The sequence below is a fragment of the Pseudomonas sp. MF09150 genome (assembly GCF_059862355.1).
The window spans coordinates 535,497-557,860 of sequence record NZ_JCBCUS010000002.1 but is presented as its reverse complement, the minus strand read 5'-3'; the positions used below and the strand labels follow the sequence as shown (position 1 = coordinate 557,860).

Here is a 22,364-nt window from a genome sequence, read left to right as displayed (position 1 = left end):
CCGGGTTCTGCTCTGGTTCAGTGCTGGCGGCTTTCCAGCGTCTGTGTGTCCCAACGCTGTGCCTTGATGGCTCGGTACAGCATGCCGATGGTCAGCGGCAGTTTGTCGCCCCGGCCCTTGGCCCGGCGCTTGAGGAAAACGTCGAAGCCTTCGGGCTGGAAGTAGCGATAGGCGTCGTAGTCGACGAACTCGATGACGAACAGTTCTTCCAGCGCCAGCATCAGCTGTTCGGCATCCGCGCCGTCGCAACCCAGGTCGAAGTTGATGGCGGTATCGAGGCTGATGGTCTTGCGCTCGGGCAGGCCAAGTTCTTCGTGCAGCAACTGCATGAGCTGGCGCATGGCCGGGTCATCGGGGAAGTGCGGGGCCAGGTGCATGCCTAAGAGTCCTTGTGAGAAGAGCCGGTGGCCCGCTCATGGGCTTCGGACAGGTTCAGCAGCAGGTTGAGGCTGTCGATGGCACAACGGATGTCGTCCCGTTGTTCCTCATCGCCTTCGTCGGCCTCCAGGCTCATGGCCTTCAGCGAGTGGATGCGCTGTCTGACTTCTGCTCTTTCCGCCGCGCCACATTGGGTGGCAAGGGCTCGCCATTTTTCGTCGCTGATGGACTGCATGACGCTGAGCCCTTGCCTGGCTTCGGCGAACAGGTGTTGCAGCTTGCTCATGGGCATTGCTTACCAAGGTTGTGGTGCAGGGGTGTGATCACTGCAGGATTCGGTGAAGGAGGATGATGCCAGACTCGGGAGTAGGAAGTACCTGCCTCTGTGGCAGGAGAGGTTCCTCAAGCAGTGTGCGGATAATCTGTGTATCGTGCGCGCCAAATGGCCGGGGGCTGTCAGCCTATGGCGGTTAATACGTAAAGGGATGTGGGTATGCGCAGGTTTCGCATGGCGTGGTGGTTGTCGCTCTGGCTGGTGGCGTGTTCGGTGCAGGCATTGCCCTGGACGATTGAAGTGGTTGATGGCTTGGACCGCCAGCAGACGCTGGCCGAGGTCCAACTGCAGTTGCTTCCCGCACGGCAGCAGGTCGCTGGCGGGCTGACCGATGGCTCAGGCCGGTTCAGCCTCAACACCGAAATGGCGGACGACTCGAGCACCACCCTGACCCTGAAAAAGCATGGACTCGTGGTGATCGAGGCTCCTTGCCCGTGCAATGGCAAAACCTACGCCATGTTGCCGGTAAAGCAGAACTTCGATGGCCTGCGGATCGTGCTGACCTGGGAGGCCGATGGGCTGGATCTGGATGCGCGCCTGATCTATCCCGGCAAGAACCTGTACTTCGAGACACTTAAGGGGCCCGACACTTTGCTGGAAGGGGCTGACAAACCGGGTCATGGCCCGGAAGTCATCACCCTGGAAAAAAAGCATGCCGGCGACAGTTACATCTATGCCGTGCATGACTTCACTCACGGCACTACCGCGCGCGCCCACCAGCTTTCCCTGAGTCAGGCCAAGGTGCAGCTGTACCTGGGTAAAACCCTGCTGCGCACCTACAAGGTGCCACGCCAGCGCGTCGGCAATCTGTGGACGGTGTTCCGCATTACCGGTAACAGCGAGCTGCAGGACATCAATCGCCTCGGCGAAGTGCGTGGCGAACCTGCCGACGCCATGAGCGAGGTCGAGGTGTTGCTGGACGACAAGGTCGCGGTGAGCAGCCTGGAGGTTGGAGCGGTGCCTCAGGGCGATGCGAAAACCCTGAATGAACAGGGCGAAGCGACCTACAAGGCCGGTGATGTGCTGCGCTCACGTGACTTCTTTCGCCAGGCCATCGAGCAGGACCCGGCTTACGCCCAGGCGTACAGCAACCTCGGGCTGACCCACCGCAAGCTCGGCGAGCTGTCCAGGGCCCTCGAGGCCGACAACCAGGCCATCGCCCTGGCCAGCGGCGCGACGGCGGCCACTGTACGTGCCAGCGCCTATTACAACTCGGCGTCTATCTATGAGGCCGCCGGACGGTTTGCCGATGCCCTGGCCCTGTATCAGAAGGCCCGTGAGCAGAAAGCCAGTCCGGTGTATGACCAAGCCATTGAACGGGTCAGAAAACTCTGAGCTTCCTGACGGAGTACTACCCACAACGCGCCTACCTTGGCGCGTTGTGTATTTAAAGAGGTTGTTATGGGGTTAAGACGTTTCCTTTTTCTGTCTGCGTTTTTTCTGGTTCCTGGTGTGACTTGTGCTGCAGGTCCCTCGGTTTTTGCCACCATCGACCGCAGCGGCTGGCCAACTACCCTGAGCAGCGTTAACGGATTTGACACCGCCTCCCGGGCCGAGATTCTGATGTTCGCCAAGGCGTTATTGGCCAGCGAAGCACTGGATGAAAAGGCGCTGCAGCAACAGCTGGGTGTCAAGCGCATCGACCTGGCTGCGGTGAATCGGGTGCGTGAGCGTTTCTGGCAGCGGCTGCTGAACAACTTCCGCCTCGCCAGCCAGCAGTGTGAGGGTGAGGCGTTCTGCCTGAGGGTGCGCAACCTGGGGGAGTTCCGCCAACTGGTGGCCGGCTTCACCGGCCAGAGCAAAGCCACCTATGGCGCCTGGGCTGAGGCGAGCCTGGGTTTTCACCAGCAATACCTGCGTGAGCAACTGCGGCTGGCGGCGTTGTTCCCGATGGTCAGCAGTGAGATTGAACGCTTCTCCGAAGCTGAAATCCTTGGCGATGAACTGGGTGACCGCCAATTTCTGCTGACGTTTGACGATGGTCCGACGGCGCGGAGCGGGTCGACCGACCGCCTGTTGGATGTGGTGCGGGCCGAGGATGTGCATGCTTTTTTCTTCGTGTTGGGCGCGCCATTTCAGAAGCGTCTTGAGCAGTCATCGGCGGACGACATGCGCAATCTTTACAGCGATCAATGCGTTGGCCTACATGGCTGGGAGCACAAATCCCACAGCTCCTGGCGCGATTGGCAGGGTTCGATTACCCGATCGGCAGGCCTGGTCAGTGCCGCCTTGACCGAGGAGTACCAGCCGCTGTTTCGCCCGCCCTATGGCCAGCGTCGCAGCGACAGCGCTGCGTTCTTCAAGGCCCAGGGCGTGCAGTTGATGCTGTGGAACATTGACTCCCAGGACTGGAGCAAGGCCGTTGATAGCCGTGCGGCGAGCCAGCGGGTGCAGACCTTGATGCTGCTGTGGCGCAGCGGCGTGATCCTGTTTCACGACACCCATGACAAAGCCGCCAAGGCCTTGCCCGCGCTGTTCGACACCAATCGGGGCAATGGCGTGCAATGGGTGGATTGCCGCATGGGCCGCTGATTGTCGTCGCTGCCGAGCCTGCAAGGTTGCTCTGGCCGGCTTGGGCGCCGGGGGGTGTCAGGTGAATCTTGGTCGTGGCCCAGGGCCAGCGCAGCCTGGCGGCAGCGGTCAAGGTGGCGGCCACCGATTTAGCCGTGTGCCTGTATCATCCGGTATCCCTTTCCTCTCGACCTTTTCTCGACCTGCTGACGGGCCACGCTAGGCTTCAAGGCATGTCAGCGGTCAATGGAGTGACAGCTTATGCACAACACCCTCGAACAGGTCTTTGGTTATCCACAGTTTCGCCCGGGCCAGGAGGCGGCGGTCAGTGCGGTGCTGGGCGGGCGTTCGGCGGCGGCGATTTTCCCCACCGGTTCCGGCAAGTCCCTGTGTTATCAACTGCCGGCCCTGCTGCTGCCGCACCTGACCCTGGTGGTTTCGCCGTTGCTGGCGCTGATGCAGGATCAGCTCGCGTTCCTGCAACGCCACGGCATCGCCGCAGCCAGCATCGATTCCGCCCAGAGCCGCGACGACGCCAACGCCGTCATGGCCCGCGCGCGTTCCGGCGAGCTGAAGATTCTGATGATTTCCGTGGAGCGCCTGAAGAACGAGCGCTTCCGGAATTTCCTGCAACAGGTGCCGATCTCGTTGCTGGTGGTGGACGAGGCGCACTGCATCTCCGAATGGGGGCACAACTTCCGCCCGGACTACCTGAAGCTGCCGGACTACCAGCGTCAGTTCAACATCCCCCAGGCCTTGTTGCTGACCGCCACCGCGACCCCCAAGGTGATCGCCGACATGCAGGCCAAGTTCGCCATCGCCCCGCAGGATGTGGTCACCACCGGTTTCTACCGGCCCAACCTCAACCTGCTGGTAGAACCGGTGCGTGGGCAGGACAAACGCCGGCGCCTGGTGCAGTGGATGGGCGAACGCCCCGGGCAGCCGAGCATCGTCTATGTCACCCTGCAGAAAACCGCCGAGCAGATTGCCCAACACCTGAGCCAGCACGGCATCCAGGCCCAGGCGTATCACGCCGGCTTGCCCCATGAGCAGCGGGAGGCGATCCAGCGTCAGTTCATGGGCGGTCAGTCCAATTGCATCGTCGCCACCATCGCCTTCGGCATGGGTATCGACAAGAGCGACATCCGCAATGTGGTGCATTTCGACCTGCCCAAATCCATCGAGAACTACAGCCAGGAAATCGGCCGCGCCGGGCGCGATGGGCAGCCCTCGGATTGCCTGGTGCTGGCCAACCGCGACAGCCTCAATGTGCTGGAGAACTTCGTCTACGGCGACACCCCGGAACTGGATGGCATCCGCTGTGTGCTGGACGAACTCCAGGCCGCAGCGCCGGATGGGCAATGGGAGTTTCTGCTGGGGCCGCTGGCGGATCAGAGCAATATTCGCCAGCTGCCACTCAAGACCCTGTTGGTGCAACTGGAGCTGCGCGGCTTGATTGCGCCGCGTTATGCGTATTTTGCCGAGTACCGCTTCAAGTTCCTGCTGGAGCCGCAAGCCCTGCTGGCGCGGTTTGAGGGCGAACGGCGGGATTTCGTCGAGGCCATCATCCAGACCTCAAGCCGCGCCCGCACCTGGGCCACGGTCAATTTCGATGCGCTGTACCTGCAGCATCAGGCCGAGCGCAGCCGCGTGGTCAAGGCCCTGGATTATTTCCAGGAGCGCGGTTGGGTCGAGCTGGAAAGCAAGCAAATGACCGAGGTCTACAGCCTGCTGCAAACCGACTTCGACGCGGCAGAACTGAGTGCGCAATTGCACGGGTATTTCACCCGGCATGAGGGCGCCGAGATTGCGCGGATCCACGCCATGCTCGATCTGTTCGGCACCGAGCAGTGCCTGGGTTACCGCCTGGCGCAGTACTTTGGCGACGATAACGCGCCGCGTCGTTGCGGGCATTGTTCGGTGTGCCATGGCCAGGTGGCGCGTCTGCCGGCGCCGCCTGATTTGCCTGCGCTTGTGGATAAAAACTTTGCCCAGTTGTGCGAGCCCTTTATCCACAGGCATCAGCAGCACACCGAGCGCTTGCCGGGTGCCGAGCGCCTGACGCGGTTTCTGTGCGGCATCAGTGTGCCGCTGTTCACCAAGCTCAAGGCGCGGGCGATTCCCGGATTTGCGGCGCTTGAGGATTACCCCTACGCCGAGGTGCGGGACTGGGCCGACAGCCATCTGCGCGCTTGAGGTTCGGGGGATTGCAGCCGCTGCTGCATCCATCTGCTGAATGGCGCTCATCACAGGAATAAATTTCAAAAATACCCGGTGCCTGACTATGGTGTGGGCTGTCTTCGCATCGCCAACAAGAGAGCCAATATGAGCCAGACAGCCGTCGATATTCAGCACGCCGCCGTGATTGGCGCGGGCACCATGGGCCGCGGAATCGTAATGTGCCTGGCCAATGCCGGGGTGCGGGTGCAGTGGGTGGACAACAACCCGCAGATGCTGGAGCAGGCGCTGCTGGCCGTGGCCGAGACCTACGCGCACAACGTGCGCCAGGGGCGGATCGAGCAGGCCGAAGCCGACGCGCGTATCGCAAGGGTCAGCGCCGCTGCGGACTATCCGGCGATCCGTGAGGTCGACCTGGTGATCGAGGCGGTCTACGAGAACCTTGAGCTCAAGCAACAGATCTTTCGCCAACTCGATGCCCTGCTCAAGCCCGAAGCGATCCTGGCCAGCAACACGTCGGCCCTGGATATCGACGCCATCGCTGCCGTCACCCAGCGTCCGCAGCAGGTGCTGGGCCTGCACTTCTTCAGCCCGGCGCACATCATGAAGCTGCTCGAAGTGGTGCGCGGCGCGCGGACCGCGCCCGAGGTGCTCGAGGCGGCCCTGGCCCTGGGCCGACGCATGGGTAAAGTCAGTGTGGTGGCGGGGAATTGTTTCGGTTTTATCGGCAACCGCATGCTCAATACCTACGTGCTGGAGGCGCGCAAGATGCTGCTCGAGGGCGCTTTTCCCTACCAGGTGGATGCGGCCCTGCAAGGCTTCGGTTTCGCCATGGGGCCATTTCGCATGTACGACGTGGTGGGTATCGACCTGGGCTGGCGGGCCCGGCAGCTGGACGGCGTCGGCCAGGATCAACCCGAGGTGCAGGTCGATAATCGTCTGTGCGAGCTGGGGCGCTTCGGCCAAAAGAGCGGGAACGGCTATTACCACTACGAGCCCGGCAGCCGTCAGGCGGAGTACGACCTGGAGGTGGATGCCCTGGTGCAGCAGGTCAGCGAAGACCTGGGCTATCAGCGCCGGCCGATCGGCCCCGAGGAGATTCTTGAACGCTGCCTGCTGGCCCTGGTCAACGAGGGGGCGAAGATCCTCGAGGAAGGCATTGCCGAGTCGGCCCACGACATCGACCTGGTTTATCTCAATGGCTATGGCTTCCCCAAGGACCAGGGCGGCCCGATGAGCTGGGCCGATCGGCAAGGGCTGGCGGCTGTGCACCAGCGTTTGCTGCGGCTTGAGGCCGAGTTGGGCGAACACTGGCAGCCGGCACGCTTGCTCACTGAGCTGGCGCAAGCCGGTAAAGGGTTTGCCGAACGCTAGGCGCTATTGATGTTTGCTGGCGGCCCTGTCCCTTTGGGCTGCGCGGCAAATTGTGCGAGGCTGCGCTGCGGGATCTGCCAAGGGAACAACCATTGGCGGCATCCCGCGCGATCAATGGATCGACCTCGCGGGCCAACCCGCACCTACCTGGATTGTGAGAGAGCCTTATGACCGAGCGGATGCCGCAACGCAGCGACTATCGCCACTTTCAGCCGATCATCACCCGTTGGCACGACAACGATGTGTATGGGCATGTGAATAACGTCACCTACTACAGCTTCTTCGACACGGCGGTAAACACCTACCTGATCGAAGAGGGTGGGCTGGATATCCATGACGGTGAAGTGGTGGGGTTTGTGGTGAGTTCCGCCTGCGACTACTTCGCCTCGATCGCCTTTCCCGAGCGTATTGAAATCGGCCTGCGGGTCGGCAAGCTGGGCAACAGTTCGGTGCAGTACGAGTTGGCGGTATTCAAGGCGGGGGAGGAGGATGCCTGTGCTGCCGGGCGCTTTGTGCATGTGTTTGTAGAGCGCGCGTCAAACCGGCCGGTGGCGCTGCCGGCCGGATTACGCGAAGCGTTGGAGCGTCTGGTGCTGGAGCCGATCCGCTAAGTCGCGGTCCAGGGCTCCGGCGAGGTGTGCAGAGCCTGCGTTCGGGCGCAGGCCTGAGCCGCGTTGATCAGTCGCGGTGATGGCGATGTTTACGGTGGCCATATGCATGGCCGCGACCGCGGTGATCGTCACGGTAGTAGCGGCGGTTGTCGCGGCCACGGTACTCGCGATCGTCGCGCGCACTTTCATTGCCCATGTAGTTGCCCAGCGCGCCGCCGGCACCACCGCCTGCCGCTGCGCCGATCAGGCTGCCGGTGTTGCCACCCATGCTGCGCCCGACCACGTTGCCGCCCGCTGCGCCCAAGGCGCCACCAATGGCTGCCTGGCCACGGCTGCGTTTGTCGGCACCCACCGCACTGCCGCCCGCGCCGCCCAATGCTGCGCCGATGGCCGAGCCGGTATTGCCGCCGATCGACTGACCGACCACCGAGCCCAGAACCCCGCCCAATGCGCCGCCCACACCTGCTTCAGTGGTGCCTCCGGCAGAGGCGAAGCCGCTGACCAGGCCAAGGGACAACAAGAGAATCGAGGAAAACTTCATAGAGGAACCTCAAAGGGATGACGGCGCGATCCTGAGGCTGTGTCTGGAGGCTTACAATCAAAATCCGACGAATAGCACGAGTTGTACACAATCTCGTAAGTTATTGTTTTAGCTAGGGAACTTAAGTCGTTTTGACGGGTCTTTAGCTACTTCGGACAGGCCGCTTTTGCACAAAGGCGGCTTTTTTTTGCGCGCTGGAAAAGCCCGGGCGAGAGGCCCGGCCCCATCGTGATGGGGCCGGGGCAGCCATCGATTTACGCCGACTTGGCCAGGATCAACCCGCTGTCACTGGCGGCTTCCAGGCGAATCGCCACGAACTTCGAGGTCGGCGTATGGCTGCCGTCGCCGGTGCTTTCCAGCGGCACCAGCGGGTTGACCTCCGGGTAGTAAGCCGCAGCCTGGCCAGCCGGAATATCGAAGGCCAGCAGGGTGAAGCCCTTGACCCGACGTTCGCGGCCGTCGTCCCAGATCGACACGATGTCGGCCTTCTGCCCCGGCTTGAAGCCCAGGCGGATAATGTCCGCTTCGTTGACGAACAGCACGTCGCGCTGGCCCTTGACCCCGCGATAGCGGTCGTCCAGGCCATAGATCGTGGTGTTGTACTGATCGTGGGAGCGCATGGACTGCATGATCAGGTCCGGTACCTGCCCGGTGGCTCGGGTGCGTTCGTGCACCAGGTCCTTGGGCAGCACGTTGGCGCGGAAGTTGGCGCGACCGGACGCAGTGCTCCAGCGCCGCGCGCCAGCCGAGTTGCCCAGGTAGAAGCCCCCCGGGTTTTGCAGGCGCTGGTTGAAGTCCTTGAAGCCTGGGATGGTGTCGGCGATCAGGTCGCGGATGCGCCCGTAGTCGGCCACCAGCCAGTTCCAGTCCACCGGGCGGCTGCCCAGGGCTGCGGCGGCGATGCCGGCGATGATCCACGGCTCCGAGCGCATCTGTTGCGACAGCGGCTGCAACTGGCCGTTGGAGGCGTGCACCATGCTGAACGAGTCTTCCACAGTCACTGCCTGCGGACCTTCGCTCTGCAGGTCGATGTCGGTACGACCCAGGCACGGCAGGATCAGGGCCTGTTTGCCATGGGCCAGGTGGCTGCGGTTGAGCTTGGTGCTGATCTGCACCGTGAGGTCGCAGTTGCTCAGGGCCTGGAAGGTCCGCGGGCTGTCCGGGGTGGCCTGGGCGAAGTTGCCGCCCAGGGCGATAAAGACCTTCGAGCGGCCTTCGGCCATGGCGTGGATCGCCTCGACCACGTTGTGCCCGTCGCTGCGTGGCACCTTGAACTGGAAGCGTCGCTCCAGGGCGTCGAGAAACGCCACCGGAGGCCGTTCGTTGATGCCCATGGTGCGGTCGCCCTGCACGTTACTGTGGCCGCGCACCGGGCACAGGCCGGCGCCTGGACGCCCGATATTGCCGCGCAGCAGCATCAGGTTGGCGATTTCCTGGATGGTCGCCACGGAATGGCGATGCTGGGTGATGCCCATGGCCCAGCACATGATCACGTTCTTGCCCTTGGCGTACATACGCGCCGCTTGCTCGATCTCGACCAGGGTCAGGCCGGACTGCTCGACGATCTGCTCCCACGAGGTGTCATCGATCACCCCCAGGTACTCGAGCACGCTGGCGGTGTGTTCATTGAGGAAGTCGTGGTCGAACACCGACGGGCTGCCGGCTTTCTGCGCCTCGCGTTCCCACAGCAGCAGGAACTTGGCCATGCCGCGCACCACTGCCATGTCGCCACCCAGGGCCGGGCGGAAGTAGGCGGTGTTGGTGGGCTTGTCACCGTTGGTGAGCATTTCCAGCGGATGCTGCGGATGCTGGAAGCGTTCCAGGCCGCGCTCTTTCAGCGGGTTGACGCACACCACCTGGGCACCGCGCTTCACCGCTTCACGCAGCGGTTCGAGCATGCGCGGGTGGTTGGTGCCGGGGTTCTGGCCCCAGACGAAAATCGCATCCGCGTGTTCGAAATCGTCGAAGGTCACCGTGCCTTTGCCGACGCCGACGCTTTGCGCCAGGGCCACGCCGCTGGCTTCGTGGCACATGTTCGAGCAATCGGGGAAGTTGTTGGTGCCATAGGCGCGCACAAACAGCTGGTACAGGTACGCCGCTTCGTTGCTGGCCCGGCCCGAGGTGTAGAACTCGGCCATGTCCGGGCTCGGCAGCGCCTGCAAATGCTGGCCGATCAAGGCGAACGCGGCTTCCCAGCTGATGGGCTGGTAGCGGTCGCTGGCGGCGTCGTAGCTCAGAGGTTCGGTGAGGCGGCCCTGGTATTCGAGCCAGTAGTCGCTCTGTTCCAGCAGCGAGGTAACGCTGTGCTTGGCGAAGAACGCCCCATCCACGCGGCGTTTGGTGGCTTCCCAGTTGACCGCCTTGGCGCCGTTTTCGCAGAACTTGACCATGCCGCTTTCCGGCGAGTCGCCCCAGGCGCAGCCGGGGCAGTCGAAGCCGCCGTTCTGGTTGGTCTTGAGCATCATGCGCAGGTTCTTCAGCGCGTTGTCGCTGGTCAGCCAGGCCTGGGCCACGCTGATCAGCGCTCCCCAGCCGCCTGCTGCGCCTTTGTAAGGCTTGTAGCGCGGGGTTGGGGTCTGGTCGGCTTGGTTGTGGTTGCTCACGCTTGGTTCTCCATCGCGGGGCTATAGACCCGCGGCGCACTTTTCTGCGGCAGGTGGATGAGGTTGAGGTTGTGCCGGCGCGCCCATTGCACGGCCAGGCCGGTGGGAGCCGACAGGCTGACCAGGGTCTGGATGCCCGCGCGCAGGACTTTCTGGATCAGCTCCAGGCTGCAACGGCTGGTGACAATGGCCACGCCGCCGGCCGTGGGGATGTCCTGGCGGATCAGTGCGCCGATCAGCTTGTCCAGGGCGTTGTGTCGGCCGATGTCTTCCCGGCCCAGCAGCAACTCCCCCTGGTGGTTCATGAACACCGCCGCGTGCACCGCGCCGCAATGCTGGCCCAGAGGCTGGAAGCTGCCGATTCGCTGTCGCAGGCCGTCAAGCCATGCCGCCGGTGGCAAAGGGGCGCCGGGCAATACCTTGAGGTCGGGCAGAGCCTGTTCCACGGCCTCGACGCCGCACAGGCCGCAGCCGCTGGTGCCAGCCAACTGACGACGTTGCTGCTTGAGGTTCCAGAACGCGCGGTTGGCGATTTCCACTTGCGCGTACTGCGCCGAGCCCGAACCGCTCAGTTGCAGGTCATAGATCTCGGTCGCGTCGCTGATGATGCCGCTGCCCAGGCTGAAGCCGACGATAAAGTCTTCCAGGTTCGACGGGGTCACGAGCATCACCGCCTGGCTGATGCCGTTGTAGGCGATCGCCAGCGCGACTTCCTCGGCCAGCGCGGTGCTGTCCGATTCGCAGTGTTCAAGGTTGCTGTAGCTGTAGTTCTGACTGGCGGCGGGCGCGGGCGTTTCTAGGGCTGGCGTCGCGCGGGTCGGGCGCTTGGCGGTCATGGGGCAATACCAGCGGAGTATTCAACGCCAAGACTAAGCGCGGCAAAGTGTCACGTCTAATTGCTAGTACTGATGTGTTGATAGATGGCGTCGATCAAGAGGGTTTGGACGATTTCTGGTAAAGCGCGAAACAGGCCTCCGCCAAGGCTGAGCGTGGAGCGCTGCGACGCATGATCAAACCCAGCCGCGCCAGGGTCTGGGCGCCTTCGATGGGTTGCAGGCGCAAGTGCTCGGTGAGGGTCTCCAGGCCGCCTTCCAACGGCATCACCGCGCAGCAGAAACCGCCATGGACCATTTGCACCAACTGATGAACTGCATCGGTCTGCAACAGCGGTTGCGGACTGAGGCCTCGGCTGTGGAAGTTGTGGTCGATGGATTGGCGAAAATGCATGCCGCTGGTGAGCATGCCCAGGGGCAGTTCGATCAGCGCCTCCCAGCTCAGGGGCTGCTCGCCGAAACTGAAAAACCGTTGATCGTAGAGCAAGCCCATGCGGGTCTCGCCCAGGGCCAGGGAATCGAAACGCTCGGTGTCCAGGCGCTCCAGGTAGGACACGCCGAGGTCCAGGCGGTTGCTCGCCAGTTGTTCGAGGATCTGCTCGGAACTCAAGGCCGAGAGCTCGAAACGCAAGTTCGGGTGCTGCTGGTGCAGGGCCTGCATCAAGTGCTGCGGGTCGAAGCTCGACAGCGGCACCACCCCCAGGCGCAGGGTGCCGACCAGGTTACCGCGACAGGCGGCAGCTTCCGCCTGCAGCCCGTCGTAGGCCGCCAGCACGGTGCGTGCCCAGGCCAGCACCCGTTCGCCCGGGGCAGTAAAACCTTCGAAGCGCTGGCCGCGATTGACCAGCGGCAGTTCCAGCTCTTCTTCCAGGCTGCGCAGGCGCATGGACAGGGTCGGCTGGGTGATATGGCAACGGGCGGCGGCCTGGCCGAAATGCCGGGTTTCATCGAGGGCGATGAGGAATTTCAGCTGCTTGATGTCCATCTTCGCTCCAGGGCGCCGGGAAGGTGCCGATTCTAGCCTGCTTGTGCGGCACTGGGTCACTGGTCGTTTTTGAACCTCATTTGCCGATGCTGGTCTAGTCTTTCGCGTCTGGACCCCATAACCCAAGGAGTGTGCACCATGAGTATTTTTAGCTTTGTGAAAGAAGCAGGCGAAAAGCTTATTGATCTGTTGACGCCGGGTAACGCCAATGCGAGCGAGCAGTTGAAGGAACACATTGCCAAGGTCGGCCTGGGCAATCCGAATGTGCAGGCCAGCGTCGACGGCGACAAGGTCACGGTGACCGGTGAGGTCGCGAGCCAGGAAGAGAAAGAAAAAATCCTGCTGGCCGTGGGCAATATCGCCGGCGTCGGCAGTGTCGACGACCAGATCACCGTAACCGGGCCGGTGGCGGTGGCGGCGGTGTTTGTCACCGTGAAGAAGGGCGACACCCTGAGTGCGATTGCCAAGGTGCAGTACGGCGACGCGAACAAGTACAACAAGATCTTTGAGGCCAACAAGCCGCTGCTGTCCCATCCGGACAAGATCTATCCGGGTCAGGTACTGCGAATTCCCGAGTGATGGTGGGTGCCTGACAGGGCCAGCGCATCCTGCGGCAGCGGCTACAGTGTCTCGCCGCTGATGCAGGTTGCGCTGGTCCTGACATCCACCACCTGATTCCGGGCCTCTCTACAGGCCCTCGATCAAGTCTCGATAATCTCCCACCGCCGCGAATTCCGCGGTGTCTTTCGGCCCTTTGCGGCTGTCCGGTTCACGCACTGCCAACAGATGAGCCACACCGAAGTCCCGCGCGCTGCGCAGGATCGGCAGGGTGTCGTCGATAAACAGGCTGCGGCTCGGGTCAAAGCCGATATCGGCCTGCAAGGCATCCCAGAACTGCGGGTTTTCCTTGGCGAAACCGTAGTCATGGGAACTGATCAGGCGTTCGAAGTAAGGCGCCAGTTCGATCCGCTCCAGCTTCAGCGACAGCGAGTCGCGGTGGGCGTTGGTGATCAGTACCACACGTTTACCGGCCTGTTTGATGGCGGCCAGGAAGGTGTCGGCGTCAGGACGCAGGGCGATCAGGTGCGCGGTTTCCAGCTTCAGTTCGCGCACCGGCAGCTTTAGTTCGGCGCTCCAGAAGTCCAGGCAGTACCACTTCAACTGGCCGGCGTTGTTCTCGAACAGGGGCTGCAGCTCCATCTCGGCCATGGCCCGGCTGACTCCGTGCAGCTCGGCGTAGCGCTGGGGCAGGTGCTCCATCCAGAAGTGGTTGTCGTAATGCAGATCGAGCAGGGTGCCGTCCATATCCAGCAGAACGGTGTCGATATCGCGCCAGGGCAGTGAAGGCATGGGAAACGTCTCGAGCGGTAGAAAGATATCCGACACAAACTATCGGGAAAGCCGCGTTATAGTAGCGCGTTCACGCCAAGGAGCCCTTCATGCGCCAGAAACCCACTGTACTCGCCCGCGAGATCGTCGCCACCAGCCGTCTGTTTTGTGTCGAAGAAGTGCAGTTGCGCTTTTCCAATGGCGTGGAACGTACCTATGAACGCCTGGTGGGCAAAGGCGCCGGTTATGGCGCGGTGATGATCGTGGCGATGCTCGACGCCGAGCACGCAGTGCTGGTGGAAGAATACTGCGGCGGTACCGACGCTTATGAACTGTCGTTGCCCAAGGGCCTGATCGAGCCGGGCGAGGATGTGCTGGCCGCGGCCGAGCGGGAACTCAAGGAGGAAGCCGGGTATGGCGCACGGCAGCTGGAGCACCTGACCGAGTTGTCCTTGTCGCCCGGTTACATGAGCCAGAAGATCCAGGTGGTGCTGGCCACCGACCTCTACGAAGAAAGCCTGGAAGGCGACGAGCCCGAGCCGATGGGCGTGGACAAGATCAACCTGCGTGAACTCTCTGGCCTGGCCCAGAACCCCAACTTCACCGAGGGCCGTGCCTTGGCGGCGCTGTACCTGGCCCGTGACCTGCTGACCCAGCGCGGAGTGTTTCCGGCATGAGTCAGGCGTCGATGACCTTTCCCCACCCGTTGCTGGCTCCGGTGATCGAGTTGGCCTTGCAGGCTGGCGAGGCAATTCTGCCGTTCTGGCGCGCCGATGTGGCGGTGACGCAAAAAACCGACGACTCGCCGGTGACCGCCGCGGACCTGGCTGCGCACCATCTGATCCTGGCCGGCCTGACCGCGCTGGACCCTAGCATCCCGGTATTGTCCGAAGAGGACGCGAACATTCCGCAGGCGGTGCGCGCCGGCTGGCAGCGCTGGTGGCTGGTTGACCCGCTGGATGGCACCAAGGAATTCATTTCCGGCAGCGAAGAGTTCACCGTCAACATCGCCCTCATCGAACAGGGTCGCGTGGTGTTTGGCGTGGTCACGATGCCGATCAACGGTCGCAGCTACTGCGGCGGTGCCGGCCTGGGCGCCTGGCGCGCCGACCTTGGCCAGGCGCCGGTGCCGATCCAGGTGCGCGAAGCGCCGGGTGCCGGTCAGGCCTTCACCGTGGTCGCCAGCCGGCGTCATTCCAGCCCGGAGCAGGAGCGCCTGCTGGCCGGGCTCAGCGCCAGCCTGGGCGAACTGCAACTGGCGAATATCGGCAGCTCGCTGAAATTCTGCCTGCTGGCCGAAGGCGCCGCCGATTGTTACCCCCGACTGGCCCCGACCTCGCAATGGGACACTGCCGCCGCCCAGGGCGTGCTTGAGGGTGCCGGTGGTGAAGTGCTGGACTTGAGTGGCGCACCGTTTTGCTACCCGGCGCGTGAATCGCTGCTCAACGAGTTTTTCCTGGCGTTGCCGGCCAAGGCGACCTGGCGCCAGAAGCTGCTGGAGTTGGCGCGCAGCTGATGGTCGCCGTTGCGGCGCTCAGCGGTGCAGCACGTACTGCCCGGTAAAGCGCACCGCGTCGGCATCGCTTCCCTCATTGACGATCCGCGTCTCCAGGCTCAGCCGCGCCCGCCCGTGACGTTCATAGGTGCGCAGGAATTTCGTCCACTGCGCATCGCTGGGCGCGGTGCAGATGGCCGTGGCGTCGCGGGTCACGGGCAGCGGATAACTGATCTGGCCTTCCTGGATCACGATGTGCCCGTCCTCGATCCCTTCTTCCTTGAGCCGCAGGTGCAGCCAGCCCCAGCCCACCAGCACCGCACCGCAATACAGGCTGCCGCCGAACATGGTGCTCTTGTGGTTGACGTTGGCCGCCAGCGGCAGTGACAGGCGCAGTTGCCGCGCCTGCCAGTCGAGCACCTTGAGCCCCATGTCCCGGGTGAGCGGGATGTCGTGATGGAGCACGGATTCCAGGTAACGACTGTCGCTGTTCATGCAGGGGCCCTCTGGCTTGAAAGGTGGGAAGGGGTGGGCGCTGTTCAATCGAGCTCGTCGCTGCCGGTGCTGGCGCCACTGTCGGCGAAGCTCAGGCCGTGTTTGCGCAGCTTGTCGTGCAGGGTCTTGCGCGGGATGCCCAAGGCCTCGGCCAGGCTGCGCACCGAGCTGTGAGCGCGGCTCATTTCGGCGGCGATCAGGCTCTTTTCGAAGTTCTCCACCTGCTCGCTCAACCCGCCCTCGACCAGGGTCGGGGCCGGCTGCGCACTGCCGTCCGGGGCGCTGTTGTCCAGGGCCAGTTCCAGGCCCAGGGCAAAGCGTTCGGCGGCGTTCTGCAGTTCGCGCACGTTGCCCGGCCAGGTGTGGCGCAGCAGCAACGCCCGTTGCCCGGGTTGCAGCTCATGAAGTGGCAGGCCGTGGCGGGTGCTGGCTTCGTCAGCGAAATGCTGGAACAGCATCAGCGCATCTTCGCCCCGCTCGCGCAGCGGCGGAATGCGCAGCGGCGCGACGTTGAGCCGGTAGTACAGGTCGGCGCGAAAGCGCCCCTGATCGGCGGCCTGGCGCAAGTCTTCCTTGGTCGCGGCGATGATCCGGATGTCCAGCGGGATCAGCTGATTGCCCCCCAGGCGCTCCACCACCCGCTCCTGCAACATGCGCAGCAGCTTGACCTGTACATCCAGGCTCATGCTTTCGATTTCATCGAGAAACAGCGTGCCGCCATTGGCGAACTCGAACTTGCCGATGCGGCGCTTTTGCGCACCGGTGAAGGCCCCGGGTTCATGGCCGAACAGTTCGCTTTCCACCACCGATTCCGCCAGGGCCCCGGCATTGATCGCCACGAACGGGCCGTTGCGCCGGTTCGACAGGTCGTGCAGTGCTCGCGCCACCACCTCCTTGCCCGCCCCGGTTTCGCCGAGGATCAGCACGTCGGCCCGGGTCGCCGCCAAGGCGCCGATCTGTTCGCGCAGGCGCAGCATCGGCGCCGAGTGCCCGACCAGGCGCGTGCTCAGTTGCTGGCGATCACTCAGGGCCAGGCGCAGGCTGCGGTTGTCCAGCACCAGCCGGCGCAAGGCCAGGGCGCGGCGCACGCTGTCGAGCAGGGCATCGCTGGCGAACGGTTTTTCCAGGAAGTCATAGGCCCCGGCGCGCATGGCCTGCACTGCCAGCGGCACATCGCCGTGACCGGTAATCAGCAGCACCGGCAGCTCCGGGTCCTGGCCATGGAGTTCGGCCAGCAGCTCCAGGCCATCCATGCCCGGCATGCGGATGTCGCTGACCACCACGCCCGGCCAGTCGCGCTCCAGGCGCGCGGCCAGCCCGCGGGCCTCGGCCAGCGGCAGGATCTGCAGCCCGGCCAGGTCCAGGGTCTGGCTCAAGGCCTGGCGCAGATGGGGATCGTCGTCGATCAACACCACCTGCACCTGGTGGTCGATGGGGGTACTCATACACTGCGGTCCTCGGACGGTTGCAGGCTCACACCCGGTGCGCCGGCGCGCAGTCGCAGGGTGATCAGGGCGCCGCCTTCGCGGTGGTTGGCGAACGACAGCTCACCGCCAAAGGCGCGCATCAGGGTGTCACAGATCGCCAGGCCCAGGCCAAGGCCCTGGGTCCGGGTCTTGGTGGTGTAGAACGGCTCGCCGGCGCGGCCCAGGGCTTCCATGCAAAAGCCTGGGCCATTGTCGCGAATGTACAGATTGACGCCGCTCTCGGTGGATTCGGCACTCAACCACAATTTGCGCGGCGGGCCTTTTTCGGTCAGGGCATCGAGGGCATTGGCCAGCAGGTTGCCCAGTACCTGGCGCAGGCGGGTCTCCCCGGCTTCGACCCACAGCGTGGCGGCCGGCAGGTCGCGAATCAGCTCGACCTCCATCGCTCTGCGGCGCTTGGCCAGCAAGGCCAGGGCATCGTCCAGCGCCGGTTGCAGGGCCACGCTTTCCGGTGCATGGCGGTCGCGGCGGGCAAAGGCTCGCAGGTGGGCGATGATCGAGGCCATGCGCCCGGTCAGCTCGCTGATCAACTTCAGGTTGCCGCGGGCGTCTTCGGTGCGCTGGTGATCGAGCAGCACCTCGGCGTTTTCCGCGTAGCTGCGGATCGCCGCCAGGGGTTGATTGAGCTCGTGGCTGATGCTCGCCGACATGGTACCCAGGGCCGAGAGCTTGCCGGCCTGGACCAGGTCGTCCTGGGCCCGCACCAATTCCTGCTGCGCGGTTTCCCGCTCCAGCACTTCCTGCTTGAGCCGGCGGTTGAGGCCTTCCAGATCACTGGTGCGCTCGGCTACGCGCATTTCCAGCTCGCGGCGCGCCTTGGCCTCGAAGGCAATGCGCTCCAGGTAGTGGCGGCGGCGCTGCATCATCAGCCCCAGCAGCAGCATCAACACCAGCAGCGCAGCACCGCCCACCGCCACCACCGTGCGTACCGGGCGCGCCACCAGGGTCTGCGGAGCGAGGATGCTCACGCTCCAGCCGGTTTCATCGATCTGCACGGTCTGGGTCAGCCAGGCATTGGCGTTGAGCTTCAGGGGCCTGGGTTCGCGAGTCGGGTAGGGCTGGATGGCGCTGATCGCCTGGCGCTCCGCATCGCTCAGGGGCCGGGTGGCACGGAAGCGCCACTCGGGGCGCGAGGTCAGGATCACCACACCGTTGTGGTCGGTCACCAGCAGTTGTTCCGGGGTTTTGCCCCACAGACTTTCGGTGTGGTCGAGATCGACCTTGATCACCAGCACGCCGATGATCCGCTCGCCGTCGTGCACCGCTGCGGCGAAGAAGTAACCACGCTTGGCCGAGGTGGTCCCAAGGCCGAAGAAACGCCCGAGGCGCCCGGCCATGGCTTCGCTGAAATACGGACGGAAGGAAAAATTGCGCCCGACAAAGCTGTCGTGCTTGTCCCAGTTGGAGGCGGCCAGGGTCTTGCCGTTGGTGTCCATCAAGTACATGACTTCGGCGCCGGTCTGGGCACTGATGTTTTTCAGCAGGCGGTTGGCATTGCCTTGGGTGACGCCATCATCCGGGGCATCGAGCACCGAGCGCAGGGCGGGCAGGTCGCCCAGGATCTGCGGCAGCACTTCGTAGCGATGCAGGGTGCCGAGCAGGTTGGCCACGTACAGATCGAGGGTCTGGCGGTTCTGTCCTACCAATTCACTGCGGTAATAGCGCTCGGCCAAATGCTCCAACGGCCACAGCAGCGGCGCCAGGCACAGGGCCAGCAACGCCAGGCTGCGCCAACGGGGTCTGCGGGGGAGGGGTGGAGTCATGAGGGTCGGCGCCTGTGGATACAGGCGCATTATGCCTAGCCCAGCTCGGCAAGACACTCGCGCAATGCAGCTTGCCAGTCGGGCTGGGTCACGCCCCACTCGCGTTCCAGGCGGCTGCAGTCCAGGCGCGAGTTCAGCGGCCGTGGTGCCGGAGTCGGGTAGTCGCTGGAGGGAATCGCCTCCAGTGCGGCGCAGGCCTTGCCTTGGTCCCGCAGGTGCGTGGCGATCGCCTCGGCAAAGCCGAACCACGAGGTGTGGCCTGCAGCGCTCAGGTGATAAGTGCCCCAGGCACCCGCCGTCCCGGCCTGCCAGCGCTCGATCAGCAGGCGGGTGCTGTGGGCGATGGTTCCGGCCCAGGTTGGCGCACCGATCTGATCGGCGACCACCCGCAGCAGGGGTTTTTCCTGCATCAGGCGCTGCATGGTCAGCAGGAAGTTCTTGCCGTGGCTGGAGTAGACCCAGCTGGTGCGCAGGATCAGGTGTTGGCCGCCGACTGCGCCGATCGCGCGCTCCCCGGCCAGTTTGCTCTGGCCGTAGACCCCAAGCGGATTGGGCACGTCGTCCTCGGTATAGGGCGTGGCCTTGCTGCCATCGAACACATAATCGGTGGAGTAGTGAATCAACGGGATGCCCAGGGCCCGGGCCTCTTCGGCGAAGATGCCGGGTGCCGTGGCGTTGATGGCAAAGGCCAGCTCGGGTTCGCTTTGCGCCTGGTCCACCGCGGTGTGGGCGGCAGCGTTGATGATCAGCTGCGGGGCGATGGCCTGGACCTGGCGGCGGATCTGCTCCGGGTGCGCCAGGTCGAGCTGGTCGCGACCCAGTACGATCAGCTCGCCCAAGCCCTTGAGGCGCTGCTGCAGCTCGCGGGACACCTGGCCATGCTGGCCGCTGATAAGGATCTTCATGGGCGTGCTCATGGAAACAGGTCGGCCTCGTTCAGGCGCTTGCCGGCCTGATCCTTGGCCGAGAGGGTCGGCGTGCCCGTGAGTTGCCAGTCGATGGCCAGGTCCGGGTCATCCCAGCGAATGCAGCGCTCGGCGGACGGGGTGTAGTAATCGGTGGTCTTGTAGAGGAACTCGGCGAAGTCGCTGAGGACGACGAAGCCGTGGGCGAAGCCTTCGGGTACCCATAGCTGGCGATGGTTATCGGCGGACAGCCGCACCGCTACCCACTGCCCGAAATGCGCCGAGCTGCGACGGATATCCACCGCCACATCGAGTACTTCACCCACGGTGACGCGCACCAGTTTGCCTTGGGTATTTTCCAGCTGGTAATGCAAGCCGCGCAGTACCCCTTGCTGTGAGCGGGAGTGATTGTCCTGCACGAACTGGGTATCCAGCCCGGTGGCTTCCTGGAAGGCCCTGGCATTGAAGCTTTCGTAGAAGAAACCGCGCTCATCGCCAAAGACCTTGGGCTCAAGGATCAATACGCCAGGAAGGTCGGTAGGGATGACGTTCATCGTTCTTCTCCGGCAAGGGTGAAGAGGTATTGGCCGTAGCCGGTCTTGCCGAAGTATTGAGCTCGTTCGAGCAGTAGTGTGCGGTCAATCCAGCCTTGGTTGTAGGCAATTTCTTCGAGGCAGGCGACCTTTAGACCCTGTCGGTGTTCGATGGTCTGCACGTATTGCGACGCCTCGAGCAGGCTATCGTGAGTGCCAGTATCGAGCCAGGCAAACCCCCTGCCGAAACGTTCCACACGAAGATCACCCCGTTGCAGGTACGCATTATTGATGTCGGTAATTTCCAACTCGCCACGGGCCGAGGGTTGGATCGTTTTAGCTATCTGGATGACAGAGTTGTCGTAAAAGTACAGCCCGGTCACTGCGTAACTGGATTTGGGCGTTTCTGGTTTCTCTTCAATCGACAGCGCGTTGCCGTTCTCATCGAAATCGATAACACCAAAACGTTGTGGGTCCTTGACCCAATATCCAAATACGGTAGCTCCCAACGATTTTTCGGCTGCGGCCTGCAGTTTCTCGGTGAAATGCTGACCATGAAAAATGTTGTCACCCAGGATCAGGCACACCGGGTCCTTGCCAATAAACGCTTCGCCAATCAGAAAGGCCTGGGCCAGACCGTCCGGCGAAGGCTGCTCGGCGTAGCTGAAGCGCACCCCGAACTGGCTGCCATCACCCAGCAGGTTGCGGTACTGCGGCAGGTCCTGGGGGGTGGAAATCAGCAGGATGTCCTTGATCCCCGCGAGCATCAGCACCGAGATCGGGTAGTAGATCATCGGTTTGTCGTAGACCGGCAGCAGTTGCTTCGAAACGCCGAGGGTGATCGGGTGCAGGCGCGTGCCTGAACCGCCTGCCAGAACAATGCCCTTCATCATGCAATCAGATCCTTGGTGTCGGTGAAGCCCAATCGTTGGCCCTGGTAGCTGCCGTCCTGGACGTGCTGGCACCATTCGAGGTTTGCCAGGTACCACTGCACGGTCTTGCGCAGGCCGCTGGCAAAGGTTTCCTCGGGAACCCAACCCAGCTCGCGTTCGATCTTGCTGGCGTCGATGGCGTAGCGCAGGTCGTGTCCGGGGCGGTCCTGGACGAAGGTGATGAGGTCGGCGAACTGCTTGACCCCGGCCGGTTTGTGCGGCGCCAGCTCTTCGAGCAGGGCGCAGATGCCGCGCACCACGTCGATGTTGGTCTGTTCGTTATGGCCGCCGATGTTGTAGGTCTCGCCGACCACACCTTGGGTCACCACTTCGAACAGGGCGCGGGCGTGGTCTTCGACAAACAGCCAGTCGCGCACTTGCAGGCCATTGCCGTAGACCGGCAGCGGCTTGCCCGCGAGGGCATTGAGGATCACCAGTGGAATCAGCTTTTCCGGGAAGTGGAACGGGCCGTAGTTGTTCGAGCAATTGGTGATCAGCACCGGCAGGCCGTAGGTGCGGTGCCAGGCGCGGACCAAGTGGTCGGACGCAGCCTTGCTGGCGGAGTAGGGCGAGCTGGGGGCATAGGGCGTGGTTTCGGTGAACAGGTCATCGACCCCATGCAGGTCGCCGTAAACCTCATCGGTGGAGATATGGTGAAAGCGAAAGGCGCTTCTCTCCGCCACCGGCAGGCCCTGCCAATAGGCGCGGCTGGCTTCCAGCAGGCTGTAGGTGCCGACGATATTGGTCTGGATAAAATCCGAGGGGCCGTCAATGGAGCGGTCGACGTGGGACTCAGCAGCCAGGTGCATGATGGCATGGGGCTGGAAGCGTGCCAGGACGGCACTGACGGTGGCCTGGTCGATGATGTCGGTTTTGACGAATTCGTAGCGGCTGTTACTGGCAACACTGTGCAGCGACTCGAGATTGCCGGCGTAGGTCAGTTTGTCCAGGTTGAGCACTTCGTGTTCGGTGTGCTCGATCAAGTGGCGGACCAGCGCCGACCCAATAAAACCGGCTCCGCCGGTAACGAGAATGCGCATGTTGGGTAGCCTGTTTCCTTAAGTCGGTCGTTGATGC

General features: G+C 63.4%; 22 protein-coding genes. 8 read left to right on the top strand and 14 right to left on the bottom strand.

Annotation, left to right across the window (positions count from 1 at the left end; translation table 11 throughout):
* Positions 1–17: 17 nt before the first annotated feature.
* Positions 18–377: a DUF1493 family protein gene (locus tag AC19YX_RS11995; RefSeq protein ID WP_078469288.1), complete on the bottom strand. Its 360-nt coding sequence runs from the start codon at positions 375–377 to the stop codon at positions 18–20.
* A gap of 2 nt (positions 378–379) precedes the next feature.
* The gene (locus tag AC19YX_RS11990; RefSeq protein WP_201128952.1) at positions 380–664 is read right to left on the bottom strand and encodes a hypothetical protein; all 285 of its coding nucleotides are present in this window, start codon (positions 662–664) and stop codon (positions 380–382) included.
* Positions 665–871: 207 nt separating this feature from the next.
* Between AC19YX_RS11990 and AC19YX_RS11985 the strand changes: the two genes are divergently transcribed.
* The 5 genes from AC19YX_RS11985 to AC19YX_RS11965 all read left to right on the top strand — a co-directional run bounded on the left by AC19YX_RS11985 (position 872) and on the right by AC19YX_RS11965 (position 7,386).
* Positions 872–2,047: a tetratricopeptide repeat protein gene (locus AC19YX_RS11985; RefSeq protein WP_500606318.1), complete on the top strand. Its 1,176-nt coding sequence runs from the start codon at positions 872–874 to the stop codon at positions 2,045–2,047.
* A 66-nt stretch (positions 2,048–2,113) separates the two neighbouring features.
* Complete coding sequence (locus AC19YX_RS11980) at positions 2,114–3,244, top strand: polysaccharide deacetylase family protein (protein WP_500606317.1); 1,131 nt, start codon at positions 2,114–2,116, stop codon at positions 3,242–3,244.
* 240 nt (positions 3,245–3,484) lie between these two features.
* Entirely contained in the window at positions 3,485–5,419 is a 1,935-nt protein-coding gene (locus AC19YX_RS11975) for a RecQ family ATP-dependent DNA helicase (protein WP_500606316.1), read from the top strand.
* A gap of 129 nt (positions 5,420–5,548) precedes the next feature.
* A complete protein-coding gene (locus tag AC19YX_RS11970; RefSeq protein WP_500606315.1) occupies positions 5,549–6,775 on the top strand; it encodes a 3-hydroxyacyl-CoA dehydrogenase in 1,227 nt (408 codons plus the stop codon).
* 167 nt (positions 6,776–6,942) lie between these two features.
* Complete coding sequence (locus tag AC19YX_RS11965) at positions 6,943–7,386, top strand: acyl-CoA thioesterase (protein WP_078469294.1); 444 nt, start codon at positions 6,943–6,945, stop codon at positions 7,384–7,386.
* Positions 7,387–7,453: 67 nt separating this feature from the next.
* On the opposite strand, the gene AC19YX_RS11960 is transcribed toward AC19YX_RS11965, so the two are convergent.
* The 4 genes from AC19YX_RS11960 to AC19YX_RS11945 all read right to left on the bottom strand — a co-directional run bounded on the left by AC19YX_RS11960 (position 7,454) and on the right by AC19YX_RS11945 (position 12,348).
* Positions 7,454–7,927: a glycine zipper domain-containing protein gene (locus tag AC19YX_RS11960; protein ID WP_020299825.1), complete on the bottom strand. Its 474-nt coding sequence runs from the start codon at positions 7,925–7,927 to the stop codon at positions 7,454–7,456.
* A 254-nt stretch (positions 7,928–8,181) separates the two neighbouring features.
* Complete coding sequence (locus tag AC19YX_RS11955; RefSeq protein WP_201128970.1) at positions 8,182–10,530, bottom strand: FdhF/YdeP family oxidoreductase; 2,349 nt, start codon at positions 10,528–10,530, stop codon at positions 8,182–8,184.
* Positions 10,527–11,366 (bottom strand): formate dehydrogenase accessory sulfurtransferase FdhD, encoded by an 840-nt coding sequence (gene fdhD / locus AC19YX_RS11950; RefSeq protein WP_078469296.1) that lies wholly within the window; start codon positions 11,364–11,366, stop codon positions 10,527–10,529. The genes AC19YX_RS11955 and fdhD overlap by 4 nt, the downstream gene beginning before the upstream one ends.
* A 94-nt stretch (positions 11,367–11,460) precedes the next feature.
* Positions 11,461–12,348 (bottom strand): LysR family transcriptional regulator, encoded by an 888-nt coding sequence (locus AC19YX_RS11945; RefSeq protein ID WP_201128972.1) that lies wholly within the window; start codon positions 12,346–12,348, stop codon positions 11,461–11,463.
* Positions 12,349–12,486: 138 nt separating this feature from the next.
* On the opposite strand from AC19YX_RS11945, the gene lysM reads away from it, so the two are divergent.
* Positions 12,487–12,927 carry a peptidoglycan-binding protein LysM gene (gene lysM / locus AC19YX_RS11940; protein ID WP_020299829.1) on the top strand — a complete coding sequence of 147 codons (441 nt, stop codon included), beginning with the start codon at positions 12,487–12,489 and terminating at the stop codon, positions 12,925–12,927.
* Between the two features lie 108 nt (positions 12,928–13,035).
* On the opposite strand, the gene yrfG is transcribed toward lysM, so the two are convergent.
* Positions 13,036–13,698, bottom strand: coding sequence for a GMP/IMP nucleotidase (gene yrfG, locus AC19YX_RS11935; RefSeq protein ID WP_020299830.1), 663 nt, complete (start codon positions 13,696–13,698; stop codon positions 13,036–13,038).
* An 89-nt stretch (positions 13,699–13,787) separates the two neighbouring features.
* On the opposite strand from yrfG, the gene nudE reads away from it, so the two are divergent.
* The gene (nudE, locus tag AC19YX_RS11930; RefSeq protein ID WP_020299831.1) at positions 13,788–14,354 is read left to right on the top strand and encodes an ADP compounds hydrolase NudE; all 567 of its coding nucleotides are present in this window, start codon (positions 13,788–13,790) and stop codon (positions 14,352–14,354) included.
* An 11-nt stretch (positions 14,355–14,365) separates the two neighbouring features.
* Positions 14,366–15,193 (top strand): 3'(2'),5'-bisphosphate nucleotidase CysQ, encoded by an 828-nt coding sequence (cysQ, locus tag AC19YX_RS11925; protein ID WP_500606380.1) that lies wholly within the window; start codon positions 14,366–14,368, stop codon positions 15,191–15,193.
* Between the two features lie 18 nt (positions 15,194–15,211).
* Here the strand turns inward: cysQ and AC19YX_RS11920 are convergent, their stop codons facing one another.
* Genes AC19YX_RS11920 through rfbB form a run of 7 tightly spaced genes read right to left on the bottom strand, consistent with a single transcriptional unit; the run spans position 15,212 to position 22,327 of the window.
* Entirely contained in the window at positions 15,212–15,667 is a 456-nt protein-coding gene (locus tag AC19YX_RS11920) for a thioesterase domain-containing protein (RefSeq protein ID WP_500606314.1), read from the bottom strand.
* Positions 15,668–15,711: 44 nt separating this feature from the next.
* Positions 15,712–17,112, bottom strand: coding sequence for a sigma-54-dependent transcriptional regulator (locus AC19YX_RS11915; protein ID WP_020299834.1), 1,401 nt, complete (start codon positions 17,110–17,112; stop codon positions 15,712–15,714).
* A complete protein-coding gene (locus AC19YX_RS11910) occupies positions 17,109–18,917 on the bottom strand; it encodes a sensor histidine kinase (protein WP_078469301.1) in 1,809 nt (602 codons plus the stop codon). The genes AC19YX_RS11915 and AC19YX_RS11910 overlap by 4 nt, the downstream gene beginning before the upstream one ends.
* Positions 18,918–18,952: 35 nt before the next feature.
* On the bottom strand, positions 18,953–19,834 hold the full coding sequence (gene rfbD / locus AC19YX_RS11905) for a dTDP-4-dehydrorhamnose reductase (protein ID WP_500606313.1): 882 nt from the start codon (positions 19,832–19,834) through the stop codon (positions 18,953–18,955).
* Positions 19,831–20,376, bottom strand: coding sequence for a dTDP-4-dehydrorhamnose 3,5-epimerase (rfbC, locus tag AC19YX_RS11900; RefSeq protein WP_078469303.1), 546 nt, complete (start codon positions 20,374–20,376; stop codon positions 19,831–19,833). The genes rfbD and rfbC overlap by 4 nt, the downstream gene beginning before the upstream one ends.
* Positions 20,373–21,248, bottom strand: a complete 876-nt coding sequence (rfbA, locus tag AC19YX_RS11895) for a glucose-1-phosphate thymidylyltransferase RfbA (RefSeq protein WP_500606312.1) — start codon at positions 21,246–21,248, stop codon at positions 20,373–20,375. Before rfbA ends, rfbC begins: the two co-directional genes overlap by 4 nt.
* Positions 21,245–22,327 (bottom strand): dTDP-glucose 4,6-dehydratase, encoded by a 1,083-nt coding sequence (gene rfbB, locus AC19YX_RS11890; protein WP_500606311.1) that lies wholly within the window; start codon positions 22,325–22,327, stop codon positions 21,245–21,247. The genes rfbA and rfbB overlap by 4 nt, the downstream gene beginning before the upstream one ends.
* Positions 22,328–22,364: the final 37 nt, after the last annotated feature.

Bases quoted from the DNA above. Each gene is read 5' to 3' on its own strand.
- AC19YX_RS11995 (WP_078469288.1), bottom strand. From the start codon at position 377: ATGCACCTGGCCCCGCACTTCCCCGATGACCCGGCCATGCGCCAGCTC.
- AC19YX_RS11990 (WP_201128952.1), bottom strand. From the start codon at position 664: ATGAGCAAGCTGCAACACCTGTTCGCCGAAGCCAGGCAAGGGCTCAGC.
- AC19YX_RS11985 (WP_500606318.1), top strand. From the start codon at position 872: ATGCGCAGGTTTCGCATGGCGTGGTGGTTGTCGCTCTGGCTGGTGGCG.
- AC19YX_RS11980 (WP_500606317.1), top strand. From the start codon at position 2,114: ATGGGGTTAAGACGTTTCCTTTTTCTGTCTGCGTTTTTTCTGGTTCCT.
- AC19YX_RS11975 (WP_500606316.1), top strand. From the start codon at position 3,485: ATGCACAACACCCTCGAACAGGTCTTTGGTTATCCACAGTTTCGCCCG.
- AC19YX_RS11970 (WP_500606315.1), top strand. From the start codon at position 5,549: ATGAGCCAGACAGCCGTCGATATTCAGCACGCCGCCGTGATTGGCGCG.
- AC19YX_RS11965 (WP_078469294.1), top strand. From the start codon at position 6,943: ATGACCGAGCGGATGCCGCAACGCAGCGACTATCGCCACTTTCAGCCG.
- AC19YX_RS11960 (WP_020299825.1), bottom strand. From the start codon at position 7,927: ATGAAGTTTTCCTCGATTCTCTTGTTGTCCCTTGGCCTGGTCAGCGGC.
- fdhD (WP_078469296.1), bottom strand. From the start codon at position 11,366: ATGACCGCCAAGCGCCCGACCCGCGCGACGCCAGCCCTAGAAACGCCC.
- AC19YX_RS11945 (WP_201128972.1), bottom strand. From the start codon at position 12,348: ATGGACATCAAGCAGCTGAAATTCCTCATCGCCCTCGATGAAACCCGG.
- lysM (WP_020299829.1), top strand. From the start codon at position 12,487: ATGAGTATTTTTAGCTTTGTGAAAGAAGCAGGCGAAAAGCTTATTGAT.
- yrfG (WP_020299830.1), bottom strand. From the start codon at position 13,698: ATGCCTTCACTGCCCTGGCGCGATATCGACACCGTTCTGCTGGATATG.
- nudE (WP_020299831.1), top strand. From the start codon at position 13,788: ATGCGCCAGAAACCCACTGTACTCGCCCGCGAGATCGTCGCCACCAGC.
- cysQ (WP_500606380.1), top strand. From the start codon at position 14,366: ATGACCTTTCCCCACCCGTTGCTGGCTCCGGTGATCGAGTTGGCCTTG.
- AC19YX_RS11920 (WP_500606314.1), bottom strand. From the start codon at position 15,667: ATGAACAGCGACAGTCGTTACCTGGAATCCGTGCTCCATCACGACATC.
- AC19YX_RS11915 (WP_020299834.1), bottom strand. From the start codon at position 17,112: ATGAGTACCCCCATCGACCACCAGGTGCAGGTGGTGTTGATCGACGAC.
- AC19YX_RS11910 (WP_078469301.1), bottom strand. From the start codon at position 18,917: ATGACTCCACCCCTCCCCCGCAGACCCCGTTGGCGCAGCCTGGCGTTG.
- rfbD (WP_500606313.1), bottom strand. From the start codon at position 19,834: ATGAGCACGCCCATGAAGATCCTTATCAGCGGCCAGCATGGCCAGGTG.
- rfbC (WP_078469303.1), bottom strand. From the start codon at position 20,376: ATGAACGTCATCCCTACCGACCTTCCTGGCGTATTGATCCTTGAGCCC.
- rfbA (WP_500606312.1), bottom strand. From the start codon at position 21,248: ATGATGAAGGGCATTGTTCTGGCAGGCGGTTCAGGCACGCGCCTGCAC.
- rfbB (WP_500606311.1), bottom strand. From the start codon at position 22,327: ATGCGCATTCTCGTTACCGGCGGAGCCGGTTTTATTGGGTCGGCGCTG.